This is a genomic window from Nonomuraea sp. 3N208 (assembly GCF_052245935.1).
GTDB lineage: Bacteria > Actinomycetota > Actinomycetes > Streptosporangiales > Streptosporangiaceae > Nonomuraea.
Genome location: NZ_JBQQBR010000021.1, coordinates 163,113 through 182,765 on the forward strand (window position 1 = coordinate 163,113; position 19,653 = coordinate 182,765).

Genomic DNA, 19,653 nt, shown 5'->3' on the forward strand with positions numbered 1-19,653 from the left:
CGGCGTCGGGTCACCGCCCCACGAGGGAGCGTTCGGCGTCGCGGATAGTGCGGTCGGCGTCTCGCCTGGTGATGAAGCCGTCGCGGAGGTTCCGCTCGGTGACCTGGCGTACCTTGGCCACGTAGTCGCGGTGGCTTGGATACAGCTCGTCGAGGGTGGTCTCGTCGAAGGGGATCCAGGTTCCGCCCTGACGGCAGGCGCTGGCGGTGGCGTCGGTCAGGCCGAGGTTCCAGCCGGTGTTGCGCTCGGTCGGGGCGTCGACCGCCGCGAGCCTGATGCCGCCGCGGGCGATCTGGTAGGCGTCCCTGGTCACGGCTGCCGGGCTGGTGGTGACGTCGGTGATCTCCAACATGGGGGCCGCGGGCGGCCGCCGGTCCTCCCGCGCCCAGCGTACGGAGTGGTCGAACATCGCGCTCAGCACGTACTCGTACGGGACGTTGCTGCGCGCCGGGGACACGCACGGTGCGGTGGGCCCTGCCAGCAGCCCGGACACGCCTGCGTCCCGGAGCCGGATCGGGTTGTTGACAAGGTAGGCGTGCCGGTCGGAGTGCGAGGCGCCGGCGATCTCCCAGTACGTGAAGCGGTCGCTGTCGGGCTGGCGGCGGGCGGCCTGGTTGGCGAGCACGTCGTACTCGCTGGCCGTTTTGAAGACCTTCGTGGTCAGGTCGGCGCGGATCCGTGTGCCGCCGTCCACGACGGTGATCACATCGTAGGTGGGCGCGAGCGGGTGCACCGAGTTGGCGTAGACCGCCAGCCGTGAGGCCGACTGGGACTGGCCCGTCGCGATCAGCGTCCTGGCCTTCAGGTTGCCGAGGGGGCGCGCGCCCCGTGGCTCGGTCAGAGCCTTGGCGGCCTGGGTGAAGACGTCGTAGGCGAGGCCGTCGTCCGTGACGGCGCCGCCTGCGGTCAGGTCGAGGCCGCCGTAGCGGGCAGGGTTCCACGCCTTCAGCCCCGTGGGGGAGTGGACGCCGTTGCGTTGGGCGCTCACGCCGACCCACGCGTATCCCTCGTCCAGGATGTGGCGGAAGGAGCGGGACCACATGACCTCGTAGTCGAAGTTGTTGGTCACGTTGTACCACTCGACGATGGCCGTGCCGTTGAACTTCTTCGGCGAGATCGGCCGGCGGACCACGATGCGGGTCCTGTAGGGGTGGCCGCTGTCGATCACCGTGCCGGTGGCCTGGTCGGGTGTGGTGTAGCGGCTGGCCGTGCCGTCGACGAAGTACTCCTCCTCGATGTATCCCGCTTTGCCGAGGTCCTGGTCGGTGGCGAAGAAGGGGTGGTCGCGGGGCTGGCCGGTTGACGGGATCGGGCCGGTCACGGTGGGGGCGGCGGCCGGCTCGTCGAGGTGGGCGTTCGCGGGGAGGGGAGGTGTGGTGATCAGCGCGAGGGACAACGCGCAGGTCAGGAGGAGGCGGAGCATAGGGACTCCATCCCGGTAGTACGAACTAGATAGTTCATCATGGAGGCGCTTGGCGAGGTGTGGAACTCAGCGGCAGAAGGGGGCCATGCCCAGCACGGACTTCACCCCGCCGAGCAGGTGCTGGATGAAGTACTGGTCGCCTTCCATGGGCTCGTCGGTCCACGCCTTGACGTCGTGGCCGAGGGTGGTCAGCCAGGCCTTGCCGCCGTCGTAGTACTGGCACCAGCTCACCGGGTGGTGTTCACCATGCCCGGGGTGGCCCAGACCGCCGCGCACGCCTCGGGTCAGGGTGCTCTCGTCCACCTCGGCCAGCACGCGGACGCGGGTGGGGTAGGGGATGAGGTTGTACCACTCGTCGGTGAAGGCCCAGCGCTGCGGCAGGCCCTGGGTGGAGGCGTCGCGGCCGTTGACGGTGACGACGGTGCCGGGCTGGTTGGCGCTGTGGTCGTAGAAGTTGGCGTTGCCGAGCAGGCCCTCGTACCAGGGCCAGTTGTACTCGGTGCCGAAGGCGTTGTGCACGCCGGCGAAGCCGCCGCCGGCGCGGATGTACTGCCGCAGCGCGGTCTGCGCGGCGTCGTCGAGCGTGTCGCGGGTGGTGCTGAGGAACATCACGGCGTTGTACCGAAGTAAGCGGCTCGCCGCCGACAGCTGGGTGACGTCCTCGGTGTAGTCGACGGCGAACCCGTTGTCCTGGCCCAGCTTGACCACGGCCTTCACCGCGACGTTGTCGTCGTTGAGCGGCGGGTTCATGCCGGGCCCGAGCGGGGTGCCCAGGTGGGCGTGGCGTGGTCCCGCGGTGCGGCTGTAGACGAGCAGCCGGTAGCCCTTGGCCGGATCGAAGTTGCCCCAGTCGTGGTAGCAACGGGGGTCTGTACCCCGGCAGACGCCGTAGTCCGGGTCGCCGAGGTTCCGTGCGCCCTCCGGTGAGGCGGCGGAGCTGGGGGACGTGGCGGTGAGCAGGAGTGTCGCCGCACCGGTCAGGGCGGCGATCGACAGTTTGCTGCGCATGGGCACCTCAGGCGCTGTGGTGGTCCGCTAGGTGGACCGTATGGTCCACTGAGAGGTTTTGAGCGTAACCAGTGCGGCGAACCCCGACAAGCCCTTGTCTTCGCGGTGGCTTCCGGCTCATAGTGGGTCCGTCTTGTGGATCCCATGGCCCATCGCACAGGCAGCGGCAGAAAGCACGACGACGTCAAGGCCGCCGCCGTGGCAGCATCAGGGCTCCCTCGCCTTACAACCAGGTCGGCAGGATGGACGGCGGGATCGGGCCCTTGTTCCGCCGCCCCTGACCGGCCTCCTCCCAGGCATGGGCCAGGATGCCTACGCTCCTGCTGAGCACGAAGAGCCCGCGCGCCAGCGGAGGCGGAAAGCCCAGCTCCGCGTAGACCACGGCGGTCGCGCCGTCGATGTTCATCGGCACCGGCGCGATCAGCTCCTCCACCTCTAGCGCGGCACGCAGGTGCGTGCCCGCCACCACGCCCTCCGCGGTCGCGTCGGTCACCAGGCGGAGCAGAGGGTCGCGGCGCGGGTCGCGGGTGTGGAAGCGGTGCCCGAAGCCGGGCAGGTATCTGTCACGGGCCCGCCGCCGGGCCACCACGGCGGCCGCGTCGCCGTCCCGGACGACCTCCTCGAGCAGTTCCACGCACTGCTCTCCCGCGCCGCCGTGCACGTCGCCGAGCAGGTTGACGCCGGTGGCGACGGCGTTGTTGAGCCCCACCCCGCAGGTGATCGCCATCCGCGCGGCGGCGATGGACGGCGCATGCGGACCATGGTCGACCGACGAGACCAGCGCCGCCTCGAGCAGCGCCGCCCGGCGCGGGTCAGGCCGCTCGCCGCGGAGCATGAGCCAGATCATCTCGGCGAAGCCGATCCGCCCGATGAGGTCCTGGACCGGCTCGCCCCGCAGCTCGATGAGGTCGGGCTCGATGCGCGACACCGCCGTCGCCCACCAGTCGGCCACCTCGCCTCCGAAGCTCATGACGTCACTCCGAACTCCTCGTTGTGCTGGCCGAGCAGGGGCGGCGGCCCGTGCGGGCGTAGCGGCACGCCGTCGATGACGACACCGTTGCCCGTGACGGTGACGTGACGCTCGCCGGCGCCGGCGAACGGCACGTCCGTCAGGAAGCCACGCCGCCGCACCTGGTCCAGGGCCAGGGCCTGCGGGACGGTGAGGATGCGGGCGGCGGGTACGCCTTCACGGGCCAGGATCCCCTCCCACTCCCGTGCTGTCTTGCCGCGCAGTGCCTGGTTGAGCTCGTGGTTGAGCGTCTGCCTGTGCTGCTTGCGGGACTCCCTGTCGGCGAACCGGGGATCGGCGGGCAGATCCGGTCGCCCGATGAGCCGGCACAGCGTCTCGAACTGGGCCTGCTGGTTGGCGGCGATGTTGAGCGGTCCGTCGGCGGTCTCGAACGTGCCCGAGGGAGCAGCGGTGGCGTTCTGGTCGCCCATCGGCTCCGGCTCGACGCCGCTGACCAAGTAATTGGAGACCGTCCAGCCCATGGCGGAGATGGACGCCTCCAGCATGGACAGGTCCAGGAAGCAGCCGTGTCCGCTGCGGTGCCGGCCGGCCAGCGCGGCGGAGACCGCCAGGGCGGCCATCAGCCCGCCGATCGTGTCGCAGATGGGGAATCCGACGCGCAGCGGGACCGTCTCGGGGGTGCCGGTGACGCTCATCATGCCGGACAGTCCTTGGATGATCTGGTCGTAGGCGGGGGCCCCGCTCATCGGCCCGCTCTGACCGAACCCGGAGATCGCGCAGTAGATCAGGCCGGGGTTGAGTGCCCGCAGCCGGTCCCAGTCGTAGCCGAGCCTGGCCAGCACTCCGGCCCGGAAGTTCTCCAGCAGGACGTCGGCGCCGGCGACCATCGACTCGAAGGCGGCCCGGCCCTCCGGGCTCTTCAGATCGAGCTCGACCGACTTCTTCCCGGCGTTCTGCGCCAGAAAGGAGGCACCCATCTGCTCCTGGTTGAGCTCGGGGTCGGGGCCGAGGCGGCGGGCCAGATCCCCGTTACCGGGTATCTCGACCTTGACCACCTGCGCGCCGAACAGCATCAGCTGGTAACTGCAGTACGGCCCGGCCAGCACGTTGGTCAGGTCGACGACCTTGACGCCCTCCAGTGGCAACTGCCGCATTCACTCTCCTCAAGAGGTCAGGGGATGGTCGAACCCGCGCTCCGACATGCGCTTGGCCGCTTCCCGCAGGTCCGCGACGAACGCCTGGACGCGGTCCTCGCCGAAGCGCACCGTCGGCCCGCTCAGCGTCAGCGCCGCCACGGTCGCCCCCGAGCCGCTCGTCACGGGCACCGCCACCGCGGACAGGCCGGGCTCACGCTCGCCGTGACTGACCGCGTACCCGTCACGCGCCGCCTGTTCGATCCACTCCCGCAGCGTCGCCACGTGGACCTCACCATGCGGAGAGGAACGCGCGACACGGGCGAGCAGCCGCGGGGAAGCGTCCTTGAGCAGGACCTTCGACGAGGCGCCCGCCCACAGCGGCAGCTCGTCGCCGACCCGCACCACGTGACGCAGCGACTGCGGGCTCTCCTGCTGGGCGATGCACACGCGGTGGATGTCGCGCAGCACGTAGAGGTTGACGGTCTCCCGCTGGCGCGCGCCCAGCTCACGCATGAGCTGCACGGTCTCCGGCGGCAACTCCCACGCCGAGCGGGCCAGGTGCGCCCAGCGCCACAGGGTGGGGCCGGCCGCGTAGCCCTTCGGCGTGTTCCACAGCAGTCCCATGTGCTCCAGGGTCTGCAGCAGGCGCAGCGCCGTCGTCTTGGCCAGCCCAGTCTCATCGACGACCTCGCGAATGGTCAGCGTCCGCCGATCCTCGGTGAGCAACGACAGGATGTCGAATGCCCGTTGGACGCTGCGCACGCCGCCGCTCTCGCCTGACGCTGCGGGAATGTTCGAAGGCACGGGTCCTCACTAGGAAGTCGAAGGTGCACTCGGTGCTCACCTTCTCACGTGGTCCGCACGCTAACACCGAGTCCATTTAGCGGTCCATATGCTCCACTGTGTGGATTCTCCTCTTGCCAGAATGCCATACGGCGTTCCACACTGCGGTTCACACGAACCACACAGCGGAGCCGTGATGAAGACAATCCCCGAGACCGGCTGCCTGGTCGCCGGCGAATGGCTGACCGATGGTCCGCATGCCGACCGCCTCGGCCCCTACCTCCGGCAGACCGTCAGCCGCGCTCGAACCGCTCAGGATCATGACATCGCGGCAGCTCTCGCCTACGCCAAGCAGGCGGCCAAGCATGTCGCGCGGCTGGCCCCCGCCACGCGGGCCGGCATCTTGGAAGGCGCCGCCGCCGCGATCACCGCCCACGCGGAGGAGTTAGCCCGGCTGCTGGCGCTCGAACTGGGCAAGCCGCTCAAGGACGGGCGTGGCGAGATCGTCCGGGTGGCCGACACCCTGTCCGTCGCCGCCGCCGAGGCCAGGACGATCGGCGGCGAGGTTCTGCCGGTTGCGGGCTGGGGTCGCGGGGTCGGCAACACTGCGTTCACCCAGCGTGCCCCCGCGGGGCCCGTACTGGCGATCACGCCGTTCAACGCGCCCGCGAACCTGCTGGCGCACAAGCTCGCCGCGTCCTTCGCCGCGGGCAACACCACCATCGTCAAGCCGCCGCCGCAGGCCCCGGCCGTCTCCACGGCGCTGGTGGAGCTGCTGCTGGAGGCGGGGATGCCGGTTGAGGCCGTGCAGGTCCTGCACGGCGGCGGCGACGTGGGCGCGCGGTTGTGCGCGGCGCCGGAGATCGCCGTGGTGAGCTTCACCGGCGGCGTCACGGCCGGGCGCGCCGTCGCGCGCGCCGCCGGGCCGAAGCGGGTCCTCCTGGAGCTCGGCGGCAACGCCGCGACCATCGTCTGCGAGGACGCCGACATCGGGGAGGCGGCGCGGATCTGCGCCCGCACCGGCTACAGCAACTCCGGGCAGAGCTGCATCTCGGTCCAGCGTGTCTACGTTCAGCGCAGCCGGTTCGACGAGTTCGCCGACGCGCTGACCGCCGAGGTCAAGGCGCTGGCCGTGGGCGACCCTCTCGACCCGGCGACCGACGTCGGTTCGATGGTGGACGACAACGCCGCCGAACGCGTCGTGCAGTGGACGGCCGAAGCGGCCAGGGCGGGGGCGACGGTCACCGCGGGCGGCACCCGTGCCGGAGCGGTGATGGCGCCCACCGTCGTGGTCGCGCCGCCCCGTGATGCCAAGGTCGTCCGGGAGGAGGTGTTCGGCGCGCTGGTCGCCGTGCTGCCCTATGACGGCTTCGACGATGTGCTCGAGGAGTGCAACCGCAGCACGTACGGGCTGCAGGCCGGGCTGTTCACCCACGACGTGCGCCGCATCGTCACCGCCTGGCGCGAGCTGGAGGTCGGCGGCCTGGTGGTCAACGGCTCCTCCAACTTCCGCCTCGACCACGTCCCGTTCGGCGGCGTGAAGGATTCGGGCATCGGCCGCGAATCGCCTCGCTGGATGATCGAGGACTTCACCGTCACCAAGACCCTCATGCTCAGAGGCCTCACCATCTGGGGAGATCAGTGACCGAACGTAGTGAGGGCACCAATATGTACAGTCACCTTGGTGTTGAGGCCGGCGAAGGAGGCCGCAACACCGCCGCCCACGCCCTGGTCGCCCAGCTCGAGGACCTCGGCGTCGAGTACGTCTTCGGCACCTGCGGCCACACCAACATCGCCGTGCTCGACGCGCTGGCCGACAGCTCGATCCGCTTCGTCATCGCCCGCCACGAGCAGGCCGCCGCGCACGCCGCCGACGGCTACGCCCGCGCCCGCGGCAAGCCGGGCGTGCTGCTGGTGCACGTCGGACCCGGCCTGACCAACGCCACCACCGGCGTCATGACCGCAGCGCTCGACTCGGTGCCCCTGGTGGTGATCTCCGGGGACGTGCCCTCCTACTACCACGGCCGCCACCCGCACCAGGAGATCAACCTGCACGCCGACGCCGACCAGGCGTCGATCTTCCGCCCGTTCGTCAAGCGGGCCTGGAATGTGCACCGGGCCGAGGACCTGGGCAGGGCCGTCGAGCGGGCCTTCTGGACGGCGAGGTCGGGACGCCCCGGAGCCGTGCTCGTCAACGTGCCGATGGACGTCTTCTCCCGGCCCGCGGCGCCGTACCCGCCGATCAGCCACGCGGCGCCTCCCGACCTGCCGGAGGCCACCGCAGAGCTGATCGCCGCGACGCTGGCCACCGCCGACCGGCCCCTCATCTACCTCGGCGGCGGGCTCCGCGAGGACGCCATCGCAGACCCGGCGACATTGGGCCCTGTCGTGGACCCGGCGACATCAAGCACTGTCGCGGGCCCGGCGAAGTCAAGCACTGCGGCGCTGCTCGCGCTCGCCGAGCACCTGGACATCCCGATCGCCCACTCACTCATGGCCAAGGGCGCCGTCCCAGATGCTCACCCACTGGTGCTGGGCATGCCCGGCTTCTGGGGACTGGAGCTGACGAACGCCTACGCCCGGGAGGCCGACGTGGTGCTCGCCCTGGCCACCCGTTTCGCCGAGACCGACGCGAGCTCGTGGGACCCTCGCTACACGTGGCGACTCGGCGAGAGCGGGAGACTCATCCAGATCGACATCGATCCCGCCGAGATCGGCCGCAACTACCCCGCCGAGATCGGCGCGGTGGCCGACGTGGGACTCGCGGTCAAGGCGCTGGCCGACGCCGCCAAATCGCACGCGGCCCGCAGCCGGCCGGAGCTGCGCAAGCAGATCCACGAAGCCAGGTCCGGGTTGTTCGCCGCGAGCAGGGAGCGCGGCCTCAGCGAGGACTTCCCGCTGCGGCCCGAGCGCATCCTGGCCGACCTGCGCTCCTCGATCCCGGCCGACGCGGTCCTGGTCACCGACGTCGGCTGGAACAAGAACGGCGTGGCCCAGTGCTACGAGCTGCCGCCCGAAGGGCGTTTCATCACTCCTGGCGGCGCCTCCACGATGGGATTCGGCCCGGCCGCGGCTGTGGGGGTGCAGCTTGCGCAGCCGGACAGGACGGTGGTGGCGCTCATCGGCGACGGCGGCATGAGCGCGCAGTTGCCGGCGGTGCCTCTCGCGGTGGAGCAGGGTGCGCCGGTCGTCTTCGTCGTGATGAACAACCGGTCGCACGGGACGATCTCCGACCTGCAGTCGGCCTACTTCGGCCGCAGCCACGGCTGCGACTTCACCGACGCCGCCGGACGGCCCTACAGCCCCGACTTCGCCGCGCTCGCCGTGGCGTGCGGCGCCGACGGCCACACCGTTTCCACACCGGCCGAGTTCGGCGCGGCTCTCCGCGCGGCTGTCGCGAACCGGCGTCCCGCCGTGATCGACGTTCCGATGGTGAACGAACCGGTGCCCACCCCCGGCCACTGGAACATCAAGGACATCTACCAAGGTTTTTTCGGCAGCTGAAACCGTTGCACGTTCGATATTCCCAAACCGTGTCCTGTCGGCCTATAACGAACGTACTAGTCCGTGAATTAACACTCACGCATCCCCCGAGGTGAACCGTGTCCTTCGCGAGATTCTCCATCGCCGCGGCGGCGCTGATAGCACTCGCCGCCTGCGCCCCGCCCGGCCAGTCATCCCAGTCCGGAGCCGGCGCAACCGGCCCCATCAAGATCGCGAACGCCAACGCCCAAAGCGGCCAGCTCAGCTCGCTCGGCCAGTGGGAGCACAAAGGCGTCAAACTGGCCATCGATGAGGTGAACAAGGCTGGCGGGATCAACGGGAGGCAGATTCAGCTCGACCTGTTCGACAGCCAGGGCGACCCGACCGTCGGCACCAATGTGGCCAGGAAGATCGTCAGCGAGGGCTACGTCGCGATGCTCGGCACCGCGGAGAGCGCGGTCACCCTGGCCATGGCCCCCATCCTGAAGGATGCCAAGATCCCGAACATCACCTCGGGTCAGTCGCCCAAGCTGGCCGAGCTGAAGAGCCCGTTCCTGTTCCTCAACGCGCCCACGAGCGTCACCTTCGACGAGACGCTCGCCAAATACCTCGTCGACGACAAGGGCCGCAAGAAGATCGCGGTGATCAGCAACAACGGCGCCTACGGCAGCGGCGAGCACGACGCGTTCCTGGCCGCGCTCAAGACCAGGAACGTCACACCGCTCGCCGACGAGGTCGTGACCCCGGACCAGAAGGACTTCAACTCCAACCTCGCCAAGATCCGCGAGCAGGACCCGGAGGTGCTGTTCATCGGCGCCGAGGAGGTTCAGTCCGGGCTGATCGCCAAGCAGGCACGCGAGCTCGGCATCAAGGCGGCCTTCGCCGGCGGCGCCCCGATGGGCACCGACGTGTACGCCACCACGGCCGGTCTGAAGAACGCCGAGGGCTCCATCGTCAGCTCGCCCTACCTCAGCAACGACGCCAGCGACCAGATCAAGCAGTTCGCGGCCAAGTACAAGGCCGCCTACAACGAGGACGCCCGCATGCACGTCGCCAAGGCCTACGACGGCGCGTCCATCCTCATCGAGGCGCTCAAGCAGACCAACGGCGAAGGCGGCCAGAAGCTGGCCGACGCCATCCGCGGCGTCAAGCGCGCCGGGCTCCTCGGCACCTACAACTTCGACGCCAACGGCGTCGGCATCCACGAAACCAAGATCGGCCTGGTCAAGGACGGCAAGGTCGTTCCCGAGGCCGCGAGCTGAACGTGCAGGTATTCCTCCAGACCCTGATCGGCGGGATCACCTTCGGAGCGGTGTACGCGCTGGTGGCCATGGGATTCTCGATCGTCTACCGCACCATGGGCCTGGTCAACTTCGCCCACGGCAGCGTGGTGATGATCGGCGCGTACGCCGCGTCCACGTTCTACCTGGCCACCCAGCTGCCGTTCGCCGTCGCGACCGTCGTGGCCATCGCGGTCACCGGCCTGATCGGCCTGGTGATCGAGCGCTTCCTACGCCCGCTGGAGAACAAGGACTTCACGCTGATGCTGATCGGCACGATCGGCTTCGGCGCGGTCCTGGAAGCGGGCGCGGTGCTCATCTGGGGAGCGACCGGCCACGCCGTCCCCTCGCCGGTCGCGACCGAGCCGATCGACCTCGGGGGCATCCGCATCCCCACGTACAACCTGCTCGTCATCGCCGTCGCCGCGGCGGCCACCGGACTGCTGGCGCTGTTCCTGCAGCGCACCAAGCGCGGCGCGGCCATGCAGGCGGTCGCCATGGACCACCAGGCCGCCACCGCGGTCGGCATCCACGTCGGCCGCAGCAACGCGCTGGCCTTCGCCATCGGAGCCGGGCTGGCGGCACTGGCGGGCAGCCTCGTGGGACCCATGCTGTACGTCAACCCGACCATGGGCGGCACGCTCGGTATCAAGGGCTTCGCCGCCGCCATGCTGGGCGGCTTCGGCAGCATGCCCGGCGCGATCGTCGGCGGCCTGGCCTTCGGGCTGCTCGACGCCTTCGCCGCCGGCAACTTCCAGGAGTACTCCGAGCTGGTCACGTTCCTGGTCTTCGCCGTCGTGGTCATGATCCGGCCGACCGGCATTTTCGGAGAGGCGACGGTGAACCGCGCATGAGACGACTGGCCTGGCTCATCCCCGCGGCGGTCGCCGCCTGGCTGCTGCCCTACGGTCTAGGCGGCTACTCGATGCACGTCGCCGACGTCGCCATCATCTTCGCGATCCTGGCCATCGGCCTCGGCCTGACCATGGGCGTGGCCGGGCAGATCAACCTGGCTCAGGTCGCCTTCTTCGGCGTCGGCGCCTACACGGTGGCCATCCTCACCACGCAGGCGGGTTTCGGCTTCTGGACCGCGGCCGTGCTGGCGCTGGTCGCCGCCCTGGTGTTCGGCGCGCTCGTGGGGATCCCCGCACTGCGCATGCAGTCCCACTATTTGGGGATCGTCACGCTGGGCTTGGCGCTGGCCTTCACCAACTGGGTCACCAACGCCCACGTCGCCGGCCGGGCGGAAGGCATCAGCGACATCCCCGTCCCGCCGATGTTCGGCATCGACCTGTCCAGCGGCTACCTCTTCTACTACGTCGAGCTGATCGTCTTCGCCCTCGCCCTGGCCTTCGCCCTGCTGGTCACCCACTCTCCGCTGGGGCGCCGGCTGCGGGCGATGCGTGACGACGACCTGGCGGCCGGCGCGCTCGGCGCGGAGATCCCGCTGCTGCGCATGACCGCCTTCATCCTGTCCGGCCTGTACGGCGGCGTCGCCGGTGTGCTGTACGCGGGGCTCATCCGCTTCGTCGCGCCCGAGTCGTTCAACATCGCCAACATGTTCCTGCTCCTGGCCATGGTGATCATCGGCGGACGCAGCAGCATCCTGGGCTGCGTCGTAGGCGCCGTCGCGCTCGCGCTGGTCAGGGAGGCGCTGCTGGACGCCTCGGCCTACGCTCAGCTCGGCTACGGCCTCGTGGTCGTGCTCGTGGTGGTGTTCGCGCCCAAGGGGCTCGCGGGCCTGCCCCGGCAGCTGCTGCGCCGGCGCGGCAACGGCTCGCGCGCCCAGCTTGGCCCTTTCCGGCCGTACGAGCCCGCACCTCCTGCCGCACCGGGTGACATGCTGGACGTCCGGGACGTGACCAAGCGCTTCAAGGGCCTGGTCGCGCTCGACGAGGTGTCCCTCACCGTGCCCACCGGGCAGATCCGCGGCATCGTCGGCCCCAACGGCTCCGGCAAGACCACACTGTTCAACGTCATCAGCGGCTTCTACACCCCCACCCAGGGTTCGATCCTCCTGCGCGGGCGTGACGTGACCGGGATCGCGCCGTACCGGCTGTCGCAGCAGGGCGTCGCGCGGACCTTCCAGAACCTGCGCCTTTTTGAAGATCTCAGCGTGCGCGAGAACATCCTGCTCGGCCTGGACCGCACGCCGACCACCTGGATCTGGCGCTACCCGAGCCTGCCGTGGAAGGTGCTGGGCTACGAGCGGGCACTACGCGCGCGGGCCGAGGAGCTCATCGAGCGGTTCGGGCTCACCGAGGTCGCCGACGCCGAACCGCGCTCGCTGCCGTACGGGATTCAGCGCCGCATCGAGCTGGCCCGCGCCATGGCCATGTCCCCGAACCTGCTCCTGCTGGACGAGCCCGCCGCCGGAATGAACGGTGAGGAGGTGCGCCGGCTCGGCGAGATCGTCCGCTCCATCAGGGACTCCGGCGTCACCGTCGTGATCATCGAGCACAACATGAGCCTGGTCATGTCGCTGTGCGAACAAGTCACCGTCCTGTCCGGCGGGGGAGTCATCGCCGATGGCCCGCCTGCCGAGGTCGCCGTGCACCCGGACGTGGTCACCGCCTACCTCGGCGACTCGATGGCCGCCCCCACCGAAGCCACCGCCGAGGAGGCCACCCGATGAGCACGCTCACCGTCGAGAACCTCTCGGTCCACTACGGCGGCGTCCGCGCCGCCCACGGCGTCTCCTTCACCGTCGAGCCGGGCCAGTCGCTCGGGATCATCGGCGCCAACGGAGCCGGTAAGACCTCCACCCTCAAGGCCGTCATGGGCCTGGCGCCGCGGCAGGCCACCGCCATCCGCTTCGGCGAACACGACCTCGCCCGCGCGCCCGCGCACACCCTGGTAAGGCACGGCATCGGGTACGTGCCGGAAGGACGGCACGTCTTCCCCGGCCTCAGCGTCGAGAAGAACCTCCTGCTCGGCGCCTATGCCGGCAGCTGGAAACGCACGCCCATCGACGAGGTGTACGACATCTTCCCGGTGCTGCGCGAGATGCGCCATCGCCTGGCCGGGGCACTGTCCGGCGGCCAGCAGCAGATGCTGGCGGTCGGCCGGGCGCTGATGTGCCGCCCCAAGGTGATGCTGCTGGACGAGCCGTCGATGGGGCTGTCGCCGATCCTCGTCGCCGAAATCGCCGCAGTGCTCAAACGGCTCAACGCCGACGGGCTCGCGATCCTGCTCGTCGAGCAGAACGCCAAGCTGACGTTCGACGTCACCACCACCTGCCTGGTGATGGAGAACGGCGAGATCGCCGCCACCGGCACCTCGGCCGAGCTCCGCGACGATCCCCAAGTCCGGCGCATCTACCTCGGCCTGTAACCGGCCGCCCGGGTCCGCCGCCTGGGCGGCCTTCGGCCTGCCGTTCTTTTCCGGCAAATCGGATCGATTGGTCCACTCAGTGGACCAGCAAGGAGTCGTCATGGTCCGTCGCAGAGAATTGCTCATGGGCGCCGTCGCCGCCGTCACGCTCGCGGGCACCGGCGCCGGAGAGGCCGCCGCCACCGGCCGCTCTCACAAGAACTTCCCCAAGGTCGGCGGGAACCTCGCGAACCAGAACTACAGCGAGCTGCGCAGGCTGCACCGCGGCAACATCAAGCGGATGCGGGGCGCGTGGGTCAACCACATCGAGGGTGGGCTCATGGCGGGCAACAGCCAGAGCACGGCCGTGGCGGTGGACGGCGTCCTCTACGTCGAGTCGGCGCTGGGCAACGTCGTCGCCGTGGACGGCCGCACCGGCGCCGTCAAGTGGAAGTACGAGCAGACCCGCGGCCCGCTCACCAGACGCGGCGTGGCGGTCGGCGCCGGCAAGGTCTTCACGTGCGGCAACGACAACTGGCTGATCGCCCTCGACCAGAAGACCGGCCAGGTGGTCTGGGAGCGGCAGCACAACGGCTACGGCAACCTGGAGAAGGTCGCCGTCATCTACCACGAAGGCATGCTCTACTGCGGCACCAACGATGGCCCGCGCGGCGCCGCGCTCGCCTTCAACGCCGACAACGGCGACCTGGTCTGGCACTTCTGGGGCACGGCGAGCCCCGGCCAGGTCGGCGGCGACACCTGGGAGGGCGACTCCTGGCAGACCGGCGGGGCCACGCCGTGGATGCACTGCGCCATCGACCCCGAGCTGGGCCTGGTCTACTGGACGTTCGGCAACGCCCGGGGCAGCCGCTCGTCCCAGGACGGCTCGCAGCGCGGCGGCCAGAACCTGTTCGCCAACTCGATCGTGGCCATGGACCTGAAGACCGGCGCCTACCGTTGGCACTTCCAGTCCATCCACCACGACATCTGGGACATGGACAACGTCATGGCGCCGGTCCTGGTCGACGCCAGCGTGCACGGCCGGATGCGCAAACTCGTCGTGTACGGCAGCAAGACCGGCATGTACTACATCCTCGACCGCGCCGACGGCTCGGCCCCGCTGGGCATCGACGAACTGCCCGTGCCGCAGGAGCCCCGGCAGAAGACCTGGCCCACCCAGCCGTTCCCGCGCCAGGGCGGCTGGACCGAGCTCACGCCGGTGTGGCAGCCGCTCGGCACCGAGATCCCCGGCCTCCCGCACCGGGCCGTCCCCAATTACAAGATCGGCTCGCTCTACACGCCGCACTGGGACGAACCGATCCTCACCATCCCCGGGCACGGCGGCGGTGCCGATTGGAACCACCAGTCCTACAGCCACAGCACCCGCCTGGTGTACACCGGCTTCGGCTACGTGGCCGCCGCCCACTCCCTGACCGAGGCGTCCAACGGGCTGCGGCCGCCCGGCGAGTACATGACGGGCGGCGTCGTGGCGGTGGACCCGGGCACGAACCGGGTGCGGTGGAAGAAGAACATGCCCTACTCGCTGGCCCACGGCAACGGCATCCTCACCACCGCCACCGACCTGCTGTTCATCGGCCAGCCGGACGGCAATCTGCTCTGCCTGGACGCCCGCGACGGGCGGGAACTGTGGCGCTGGCAGACGGGTGCCGCCGTCAGCAGTTCCCCCATCTCGTACGAGATCGACGGCGAGCAGTACATCGCCGTCTATGCGGGCGGCACCGGCATCCCGTACGGCAACTCGGCCCCGCGCGGGGACCACCTGTGGGCCTTCAAGCTGGAGGGAACCGTGCCTCCGGCCGCGACCCCACCCCCTCCCGTGGTCCGCCGCCCGGTCTCCGGCGGCCCGGTGGACGGCAGCGCCGTCAGCAACACCGTCGTGCTCGCCCGCACCTACGAGAATGGACAGGTCGGCACGGTCGAGTCCACGGCGGTGAACGCCATGGCCCCGACCCATCTGCGGGTGCCGGTCGGCACTACGGTCACGTTCGTCAACCCCGCTGACAACGTCCACGTCCACGGGGCCACCCAGTTCTTCGAGGGTCTCTTCGACGTGCGGCTCAAGCCGGGGGAGTCATTCCAGTACACCTTCACCAAGCCAGGGGAGTACTTCTTCAACGACAGCCACAGCCCACGGCCCACCGGCAAGATCGAAGTCACTCGCTGATCACGGCGATGTCGGGCTCCACCAGCGGGAACCGTTCCAGGACCCGCGCGTCGCGGCCGGCGACCACAAACCGGGGGCCGCCGGCCAGCTCCCTTGACCGGTCGAAGGCGCAGTACATGCCGGGCATGCTGTGCGATCGCCTGGCCAAGTAGCCGACGCCGCAGGTGGCCAGCGCCAGGAGCGTGCCGGTGGCGGGCAAGCGGACGGGAAGGATCAGGTGTCGGTGCCCGCGCCGCGCAGGTAGGCCACGACCGCGTCCCCCACCATCCGGCGCAACCGGTCGCGATGCTCCGGCGCGGTCATGTCACGCCCGAACAACGCCCCGAACGTGTGCTGGTTGGCCACCCGGAAGAAACAAAACGAGCTGATCAGCATGTGCACGTCGATGGCGTCGGCCTCGGTGACGAAGTCACCCGAATGCTGCCCGGCGTCCAGGATGCGTGAGATGACGTCGAGCACGGGCGTGCCGAGGTTGGCCAGGGCCTCGGACTTGCGGATGTGCTCGGCGTGGTGGATGTTCTCGATCGCGACCAGCTTGATGAAGTCGCGGTGCAGGTCGTGGTGGTCGAAGGTGAGCTCGGCCAGCGTGCGGATGGCCTCAACCGGGGCCAGATGCGCCACCTCGATCGTCCGCTCCATCGCGCGCACCTCGGCGTAGGCCTTCTCCAGGACCGCGATGTAGAGCCGCTCCTTGCCGCCGAAGTAGTAGTAGATCATGCGCTTGGTGGTGCGAATGCGGGCAGCGATCTCGTCCACCCGCGCCCCCGCGTAGCCGTGGCGGGCGAATTCCTGCTGGGCGACCTCGAGGATCTCCGCCTTGGTGCGCTCGGCATCCCGCTGGCGTTCGGCGGCCGGGGGACGGGAGGAGGCGGCGGAGACGGTCACGTGGTCATGTTACGAACCCGACCGCCTTGTTGGTCCACTCCGCGTAGAGAAAGTCGATCGCGTTCGTCAGCGGGCCGGATGCCGACTGGTTGTACCGGGTGTCACGAACTCGTAGGCGTCGAACGAGGCAAGATCCGGTACTTGAGGTGGGTGACGCCGGGCGCCTCGACGGCCCGGACCTGCTCGAGTCGCACATCCGCGTCCCCGAGGTTGTCGAGGAGGCGAGAACCGCCACCGAGCAACACCGGAACGACGTGCAGCTCGAGCTCGTCCAGAAGTCCCGCTGCCAGGTACTGCTGAGCTACGTGGCCGCCGCCCCACAGCATGACGTCCTTGCCGCCGGCGGCCTTCTTTGCCTGCTCGAGCGCGGATTCGATTCCGTCGGTGACGAAGTGGTACGTGGTCCCTCCCTCCATCTCCACCGGATCACGCGAGTGATGGGTGAGGATGAACACGGGGTAGTGGTAGGGCGGGTTGTCACCCCACCAGCCCGTCCACTGCTCATCGCCCCAGGCACCACCGCCGATGGGGCCGAACATGTTCCTGCCCATCACCCCGGCGCCGATGTTCTCGATCGACTCCTCGAATACCGGTGTGCTCGCGTTCACCTCGCCGCCCTGCTCGCCGTGGGCTCGGCGAAAGGCGGCCAGCGCAGCCACCCAGTCGTGGAGCCGCTCGCCACCCTCGCCGAGCGGGTTCTCCTCGCTCTGGTTCGGGCCGGCGACGAAACCGTCCAGCGAGATCGAGATGTGACACCTGAGCTTGCTCATCGTGCCTCCTCAGTCGGTTCGGCGCCGCCGTCCGGCGCCCTCACCAGAGAGCATGGCCGGGTCTATAGATGACGTCTAATGCCAAACCTTCGAAGGTCACATTGATATCTTTTTTCTATGCTGAGCCTGGTCCATCTCAAGGTTCTGGCCGCGGTGGCGCGACATGGGTCCGTGACCGAAGCAGCGAGGGAGCTGCACTACACGCAGCCATCGGTGAGTCATCACCTGTCTCGCTTGGAAGCGGCCACCGGTGTCAAGCTCGTCCAGCGGGTGGGCCGTGGGATCCGATTGACCCCGGAAGGGCGACTGCTGGCCAACCGGGCCACCGAGATCGTGGGTCGGGTTGACGCGGCGACCAACGAGCTGGCCGCGCAGGTCGGTCTGCGGACGGGGCGGGTTCGCCTGGCCGCCAACGCGTCGATGCTGAGCACGATCGTGCCGAAGGCGGCCGCCGCCTTGGACCAGGCGTATCCGGGACTCGAGCTGATCCTGATCGAGCGTCACCCGGTCGAAGCGTTACAGATGCTGCGACAGGGCGAGATCGATGTCGCACTCATCTTCCGGTACGCCGACGCCCCGGTCGAGGAAGAGGGATTTCGCCTCGTCCACATCGGCGACGACCCGATCTACCTCGTAAGCCAGCGACCCGACGACAGCATCGCGAACCATCGCCACTCCGCCTGGATCGGCGGCTGCGAACGGTGCCAGAATGAGCTGATCACGCTGTGCCGGCAAGAAGGCTTGCTTGGCCCGCCGCCCATCGACCGTGCCGGCGTCGAGCGGGAGGGTGCCGCGCATGAGTGAATTGCGCGCGATCGAGGCGCCGTTCGTCGCTGGCGGTCCGTCGGGGGTGGCCGTCCGTGACCGGTTCAAGAACCTCACTGCCGAGGACGAGCAGGTGCTGCGCCTGGTGGGCGCGCATCTGGGCGCGCTGGCCTGCGGTGATGTGAAGACGCGGTGCGCTGATGGGCTGGCGCACGACCACCAGAGGTGGGCGGTGCGCAAACGCGAGCTGACCGGGTTGTCGTCGTCGCGGTGGGCCGGGGCGATCACCAAGGCCAGCCACGATCAGTGGGCGCTGGCCCGGCGTTGCCAGGCCGCGCACGTCGCCGACCTGGAAGCCGCGATCGCCGCCATCCGGCATCGGCTGTCGCTTCCGGTGGGTGAGAAGGGGACCCGGAAGGCGCCGGGTGGGTACCGCTCGCGGCAGGAGTGGCACGCCAAGTCCCGCCGCCTGCGCGTGCTGACCGACCGGCTGCGGCGGGAGAAGGCCGACCAGCAGGCCGGGATCGTGCACGTCGTGCGGGGCGGCAAACGCCTGGCCCGCACCCGGCACCACCTGGACGCCGCCGGCCTGACCGAGACCGAATGGCGGCAGAAATGGCAGGCCGCACGCTGGTTCCTGGCCGCGGACGGCGAGTCCGGCAAGCGCTACGGCAACGAGACCATCCGCATTACCCCCGACGGCCAGGTGTCGATCCGGCTGCCCGCCCCGCTGACGCACCTGGCCAACGCCTCCCACGGCCGCTACGTCCTCGCCTCCAGGGTGGCCTTCGCGCACCGGGGCACCGAATGGGCCGATCGGATCGAGGCCAACCGGGCCGTGGCCTACCGCATCCACCTTGACCCCGATCGCGGCCGCTGGTACATCACTGCCTCCTGGCAGACGCCACCGGCCCCTACTGTGCCGATGTCGGCCGCGCTCGCCCACGGCGTGATCGGCGTGGACACCAACGCCGACCACCTGGCCGCCTGGCGCCTCGACGTCCACGGCAACCCTGTCGGCAATCCCCGCCGCTTCGCCTACGACCTCGGGGGGAATGCCGAGCACCGTGACGCCCAGGTCCGCCACGCGCTGACCCGGCTGCTGCACTGGGCGCGGACCTGCGGCGTGCAAGCGATCGCCATCGAAGACCTGGACTTTCAGGCGGAGAAGACCCGGGAGAAGCACGGCCGCCGCAAACGCTTCCGCAAGCTGATCGCGGGCATGCCCACCGGCAGGCTGCGCGCCCGGCTGACCGCGATGGCAGAGGCCACCGGTATCGCTATCATCGCCGCCGACCCGGCCTACACCTCCCAGTGGGGCGCCCAGCACTGGCAGGCCCCACTGACCAGCAAGACCCGTGCGACCACTCGTCACGACGCGGCCGCCGTGGCGATCGGTAGACGCGCTCTCGGGCACCCGATCCGGCGACGGACGGCACCGCCCCCTGCTCACCGGAGCGATGAGCAGGGGCATCGGACCGCCCAGGCCCGAGCGGGCTCCCGTGGGTGTGAGGGACCCCGCCCCCGTATGCCCGGACCACGGACACGATCCGCGCTGCCCGGATACGGCGAGAACGCGGGCGACCAGAACGCTCAACACCGTTCGGGGCGTTCGGCTGAGCACCTGCAACTCATGCTCAGTCCTTAGGAACG

The 19,653-nt window shown here is 69.6% G+C and carries 17 protein-coding genes; 9 read left to right on the plus strand and 8 right to left on the minus strand.

The window, feature by feature from the left end:
- Positions 1 to 10: 10 nt before the first annotated feature.
- The 5 genes from ACTWPT_RS30330 to ACTWPT_RS30350 all read right to left on the minus strand — a co-directional run bounded on the left by ACTWPT_RS30330 (position 11) and on the right by ACTWPT_RS30350 (position 5,341).
- Entirely contained in the window at positions 11 to 1,423 is a 1,413-nt protein-coding gene (locus tag ACTWPT_RS30330; RefSeq protein WP_443180891.1) for an alpha/beta hydrolase domain-containing protein, read from the minus strand.
- 66 nt (positions 1,424 to 1,489) lie between these two features.
- Positions 1,490 to 2,431, minus strand: coding sequence for a ThuA domain-containing protein (locus tag ACTWPT_RS30335; protein WP_443180892.1), 942 nt, complete (start codon positions 2,429 to 2,431; stop codon positions 1,490 to 1,492).
- Positions 2,432 to 2,654: 223 nt separating this feature from the next.
- Positions 2,655 to 3,401: a citryl-CoA lyase gene (locus tag ACTWPT_RS30340; protein ID WP_443180893.1), complete on the minus strand. Its 747-nt coding sequence runs from the start codon at positions 3,399 to 3,401 to the stop codon at positions 2,655 to 2,657.
- The gene (locus ACTWPT_RS30345) at positions 3,398 to 4,555 is read right to left on the minus strand and encodes a CaiB/BaiF CoA transferase family protein (RefSeq protein WP_443180894.1); all 1,158 of its coding nucleotides are present in this window, start codon (positions 4,553 to 4,555) and stop codon (positions 3,398 to 3,400) included. Before ACTWPT_RS30345 ends, ACTWPT_RS30340 begins: the two co-directional genes overlap by 4 nt.
- 9 nt (positions 4,556 to 4,564) lie before the next feature.
- A complete protein-coding gene (locus ACTWPT_RS30350) occupies positions 4,565 to 5,341 on the minus strand; it encodes an IclR family transcriptional regulator (protein ID WP_443180895.1) in 777 nt (258 codons plus the stop codon).
- 175 nt (positions 5,342 to 5,516) lie between these two features.
- Here ACTWPT_RS30350 and ACTWPT_RS30355 point away from each other — a divergent pair, with 175 nt between their 5' ends.
- From ACTWPT_RS30355 to ACTWPT_RS30385, 7 genes are all read left to right on the plus strand, one after another.
- Positions 5,517 to 6,965, plus strand: coding sequence for an aldehyde dehydrogenase family protein (locus ACTWPT_RS30355; RefSeq protein ID WP_443180896.1), 1,449 nt, complete (start codon positions 5,517 to 5,519; stop codon positions 6,963 to 6,965).
- A complete protein-coding gene (locus tag ACTWPT_RS30360) occupies positions 6,962 to 8,824 on the plus strand; it encodes a thiamine pyrophosphate-binding protein (protein WP_443180897.1) in 1,863 nt (620 codons plus the stop codon). Before ACTWPT_RS30355 ends, ACTWPT_RS30360 begins: the two co-directional genes overlap by 4 nt.
- Positions 8,825 to 8,922: 98 nt before the next feature.
- Entirely contained in the window at positions 8,923 to 10,065 is a 1,143-nt protein-coding gene (locus tag ACTWPT_RS30365) for an ABC transporter substrate-binding protein (protein WP_443180898.1), read from the plus strand.
- A 2-nt stretch (positions 10,066 to 10,067) separates the two neighbouring features.
- Positions 10,068 to 10,937 carry a branched-chain amino acid ABC transporter permease gene (locus tag ACTWPT_RS30370; protein ID WP_443180899.1) on the plus strand — a complete coding sequence of 290 codons (870 nt, stop codon included), beginning with the start codon at positions 10,068 to 10,070 and terminating at the stop codon, positions 10,935 to 10,937.
- Complete coding sequence (locus ACTWPT_RS30375) at positions 10,934 to 12,718, plus strand: branched-chain amino acid ABC transporter ATP-binding protein/permease (protein ID WP_443180900.1); 1,785 nt, start codon at positions 10,934 to 10,936, stop codon at positions 12,716 to 12,718. Before ACTWPT_RS30370 ends, ACTWPT_RS30375 begins: the two co-directional genes overlap by 4 nt.
- Entirely contained in the window at positions 12,715 to 13,416 is a 702-nt protein-coding gene (locus tag ACTWPT_RS30380; protein WP_443180901.1) for an ABC transporter ATP-binding protein, read from the plus strand. Before ACTWPT_RS30375 ends, ACTWPT_RS30380 begins: the two co-directional genes overlap by 4 nt.
- A 100-nt stretch (positions 13,417 to 13,516) precedes the next feature.
- Positions 13,517 to 15,580 carry an outer membrane protein assembly factor BamB family protein gene (locus tag ACTWPT_RS30385; protein ID WP_443180902.1) on the plus strand — a complete coding sequence of 688 codons (2,064 nt, stop codon included), beginning with the start codon at positions 13,517 to 13,519 and terminating at the stop codon, positions 15,578 to 15,580.
- Here ACTWPT_RS30385 and ACTWPT_RS30390 read toward each other — a convergent pair.
- From ACTWPT_RS30390 to ACTWPT_RS30400, 3 genes are all read right to left on the minus strand, one after another.
- Positions 15,570 to 15,779 (minus strand): hypothetical protein, encoded by a 210-nt coding sequence (locus ACTWPT_RS30390; protein WP_443180903.1) that lies wholly within the window; start codon positions 15,777 to 15,779, stop codon positions 15,570 to 15,572. The two genes, ACTWPT_RS30385 and ACTWPT_RS30390, sit on opposite strands and share 11 nt — an antisense overlap.
- 14 nt (positions 15,780 to 15,793) lie before the next feature.
- Positions 15,794 to 16,465 carry a TetR family transcriptional regulator gene (locus ACTWPT_RS30395; protein WP_443180904.1) on the minus strand — a complete coding sequence of 224 codons (672 nt, stop codon included), beginning with the start codon at positions 16,463 to 16,465 and terminating at the stop codon, positions 15,794 to 15,796.
- Between the two features lie 101 nt (positions 16,466 to 16,566).
- Positions 16,567 to 17,235: a dihydrofolate reductase family protein gene (locus ACTWPT_RS30400; protein ID WP_443180905.1), complete on the minus strand. Its 669-nt coding sequence runs from the start codon at positions 17,233 to 17,235 to the stop codon at positions 16,567 to 16,569.
- Positions 17,236 to 17,352: 117 nt separating this feature from the next.
- On the opposite strand from ACTWPT_RS30400, the gene ACTWPT_RS30405 reads away from it, so the two are divergent.
- Together ACTWPT_RS30405 and ACTWPT_RS30410 are read left to right on the plus strand one after the other, a co-directional pair.
- The gene (locus ACTWPT_RS30405) at positions 17,353 to 18,039 is read left to right on the plus strand and encodes a LysR family transcriptional regulator (protein WP_443180906.1); all 687 of its coding nucleotides are present in this window, start codon (positions 17,353 to 17,355) and stop codon (positions 18,037 to 18,039) included.
- A complete protein-coding gene (locus ACTWPT_RS30410; protein ID WP_443180907.1) occupies positions 18,032 to 19,648 on the plus strand; it encodes an IS200/IS605 family accessory protein TnpB-related protein in 1,617 nt (538 codons plus the stop codon). The genes ACTWPT_RS30405 and ACTWPT_RS30410 overlap by 8 nt, the downstream gene beginning before the upstream one ends.
- The last annotated feature ends 5 nt before the right edge of the window (positions 19,649 to 19,653 follow it).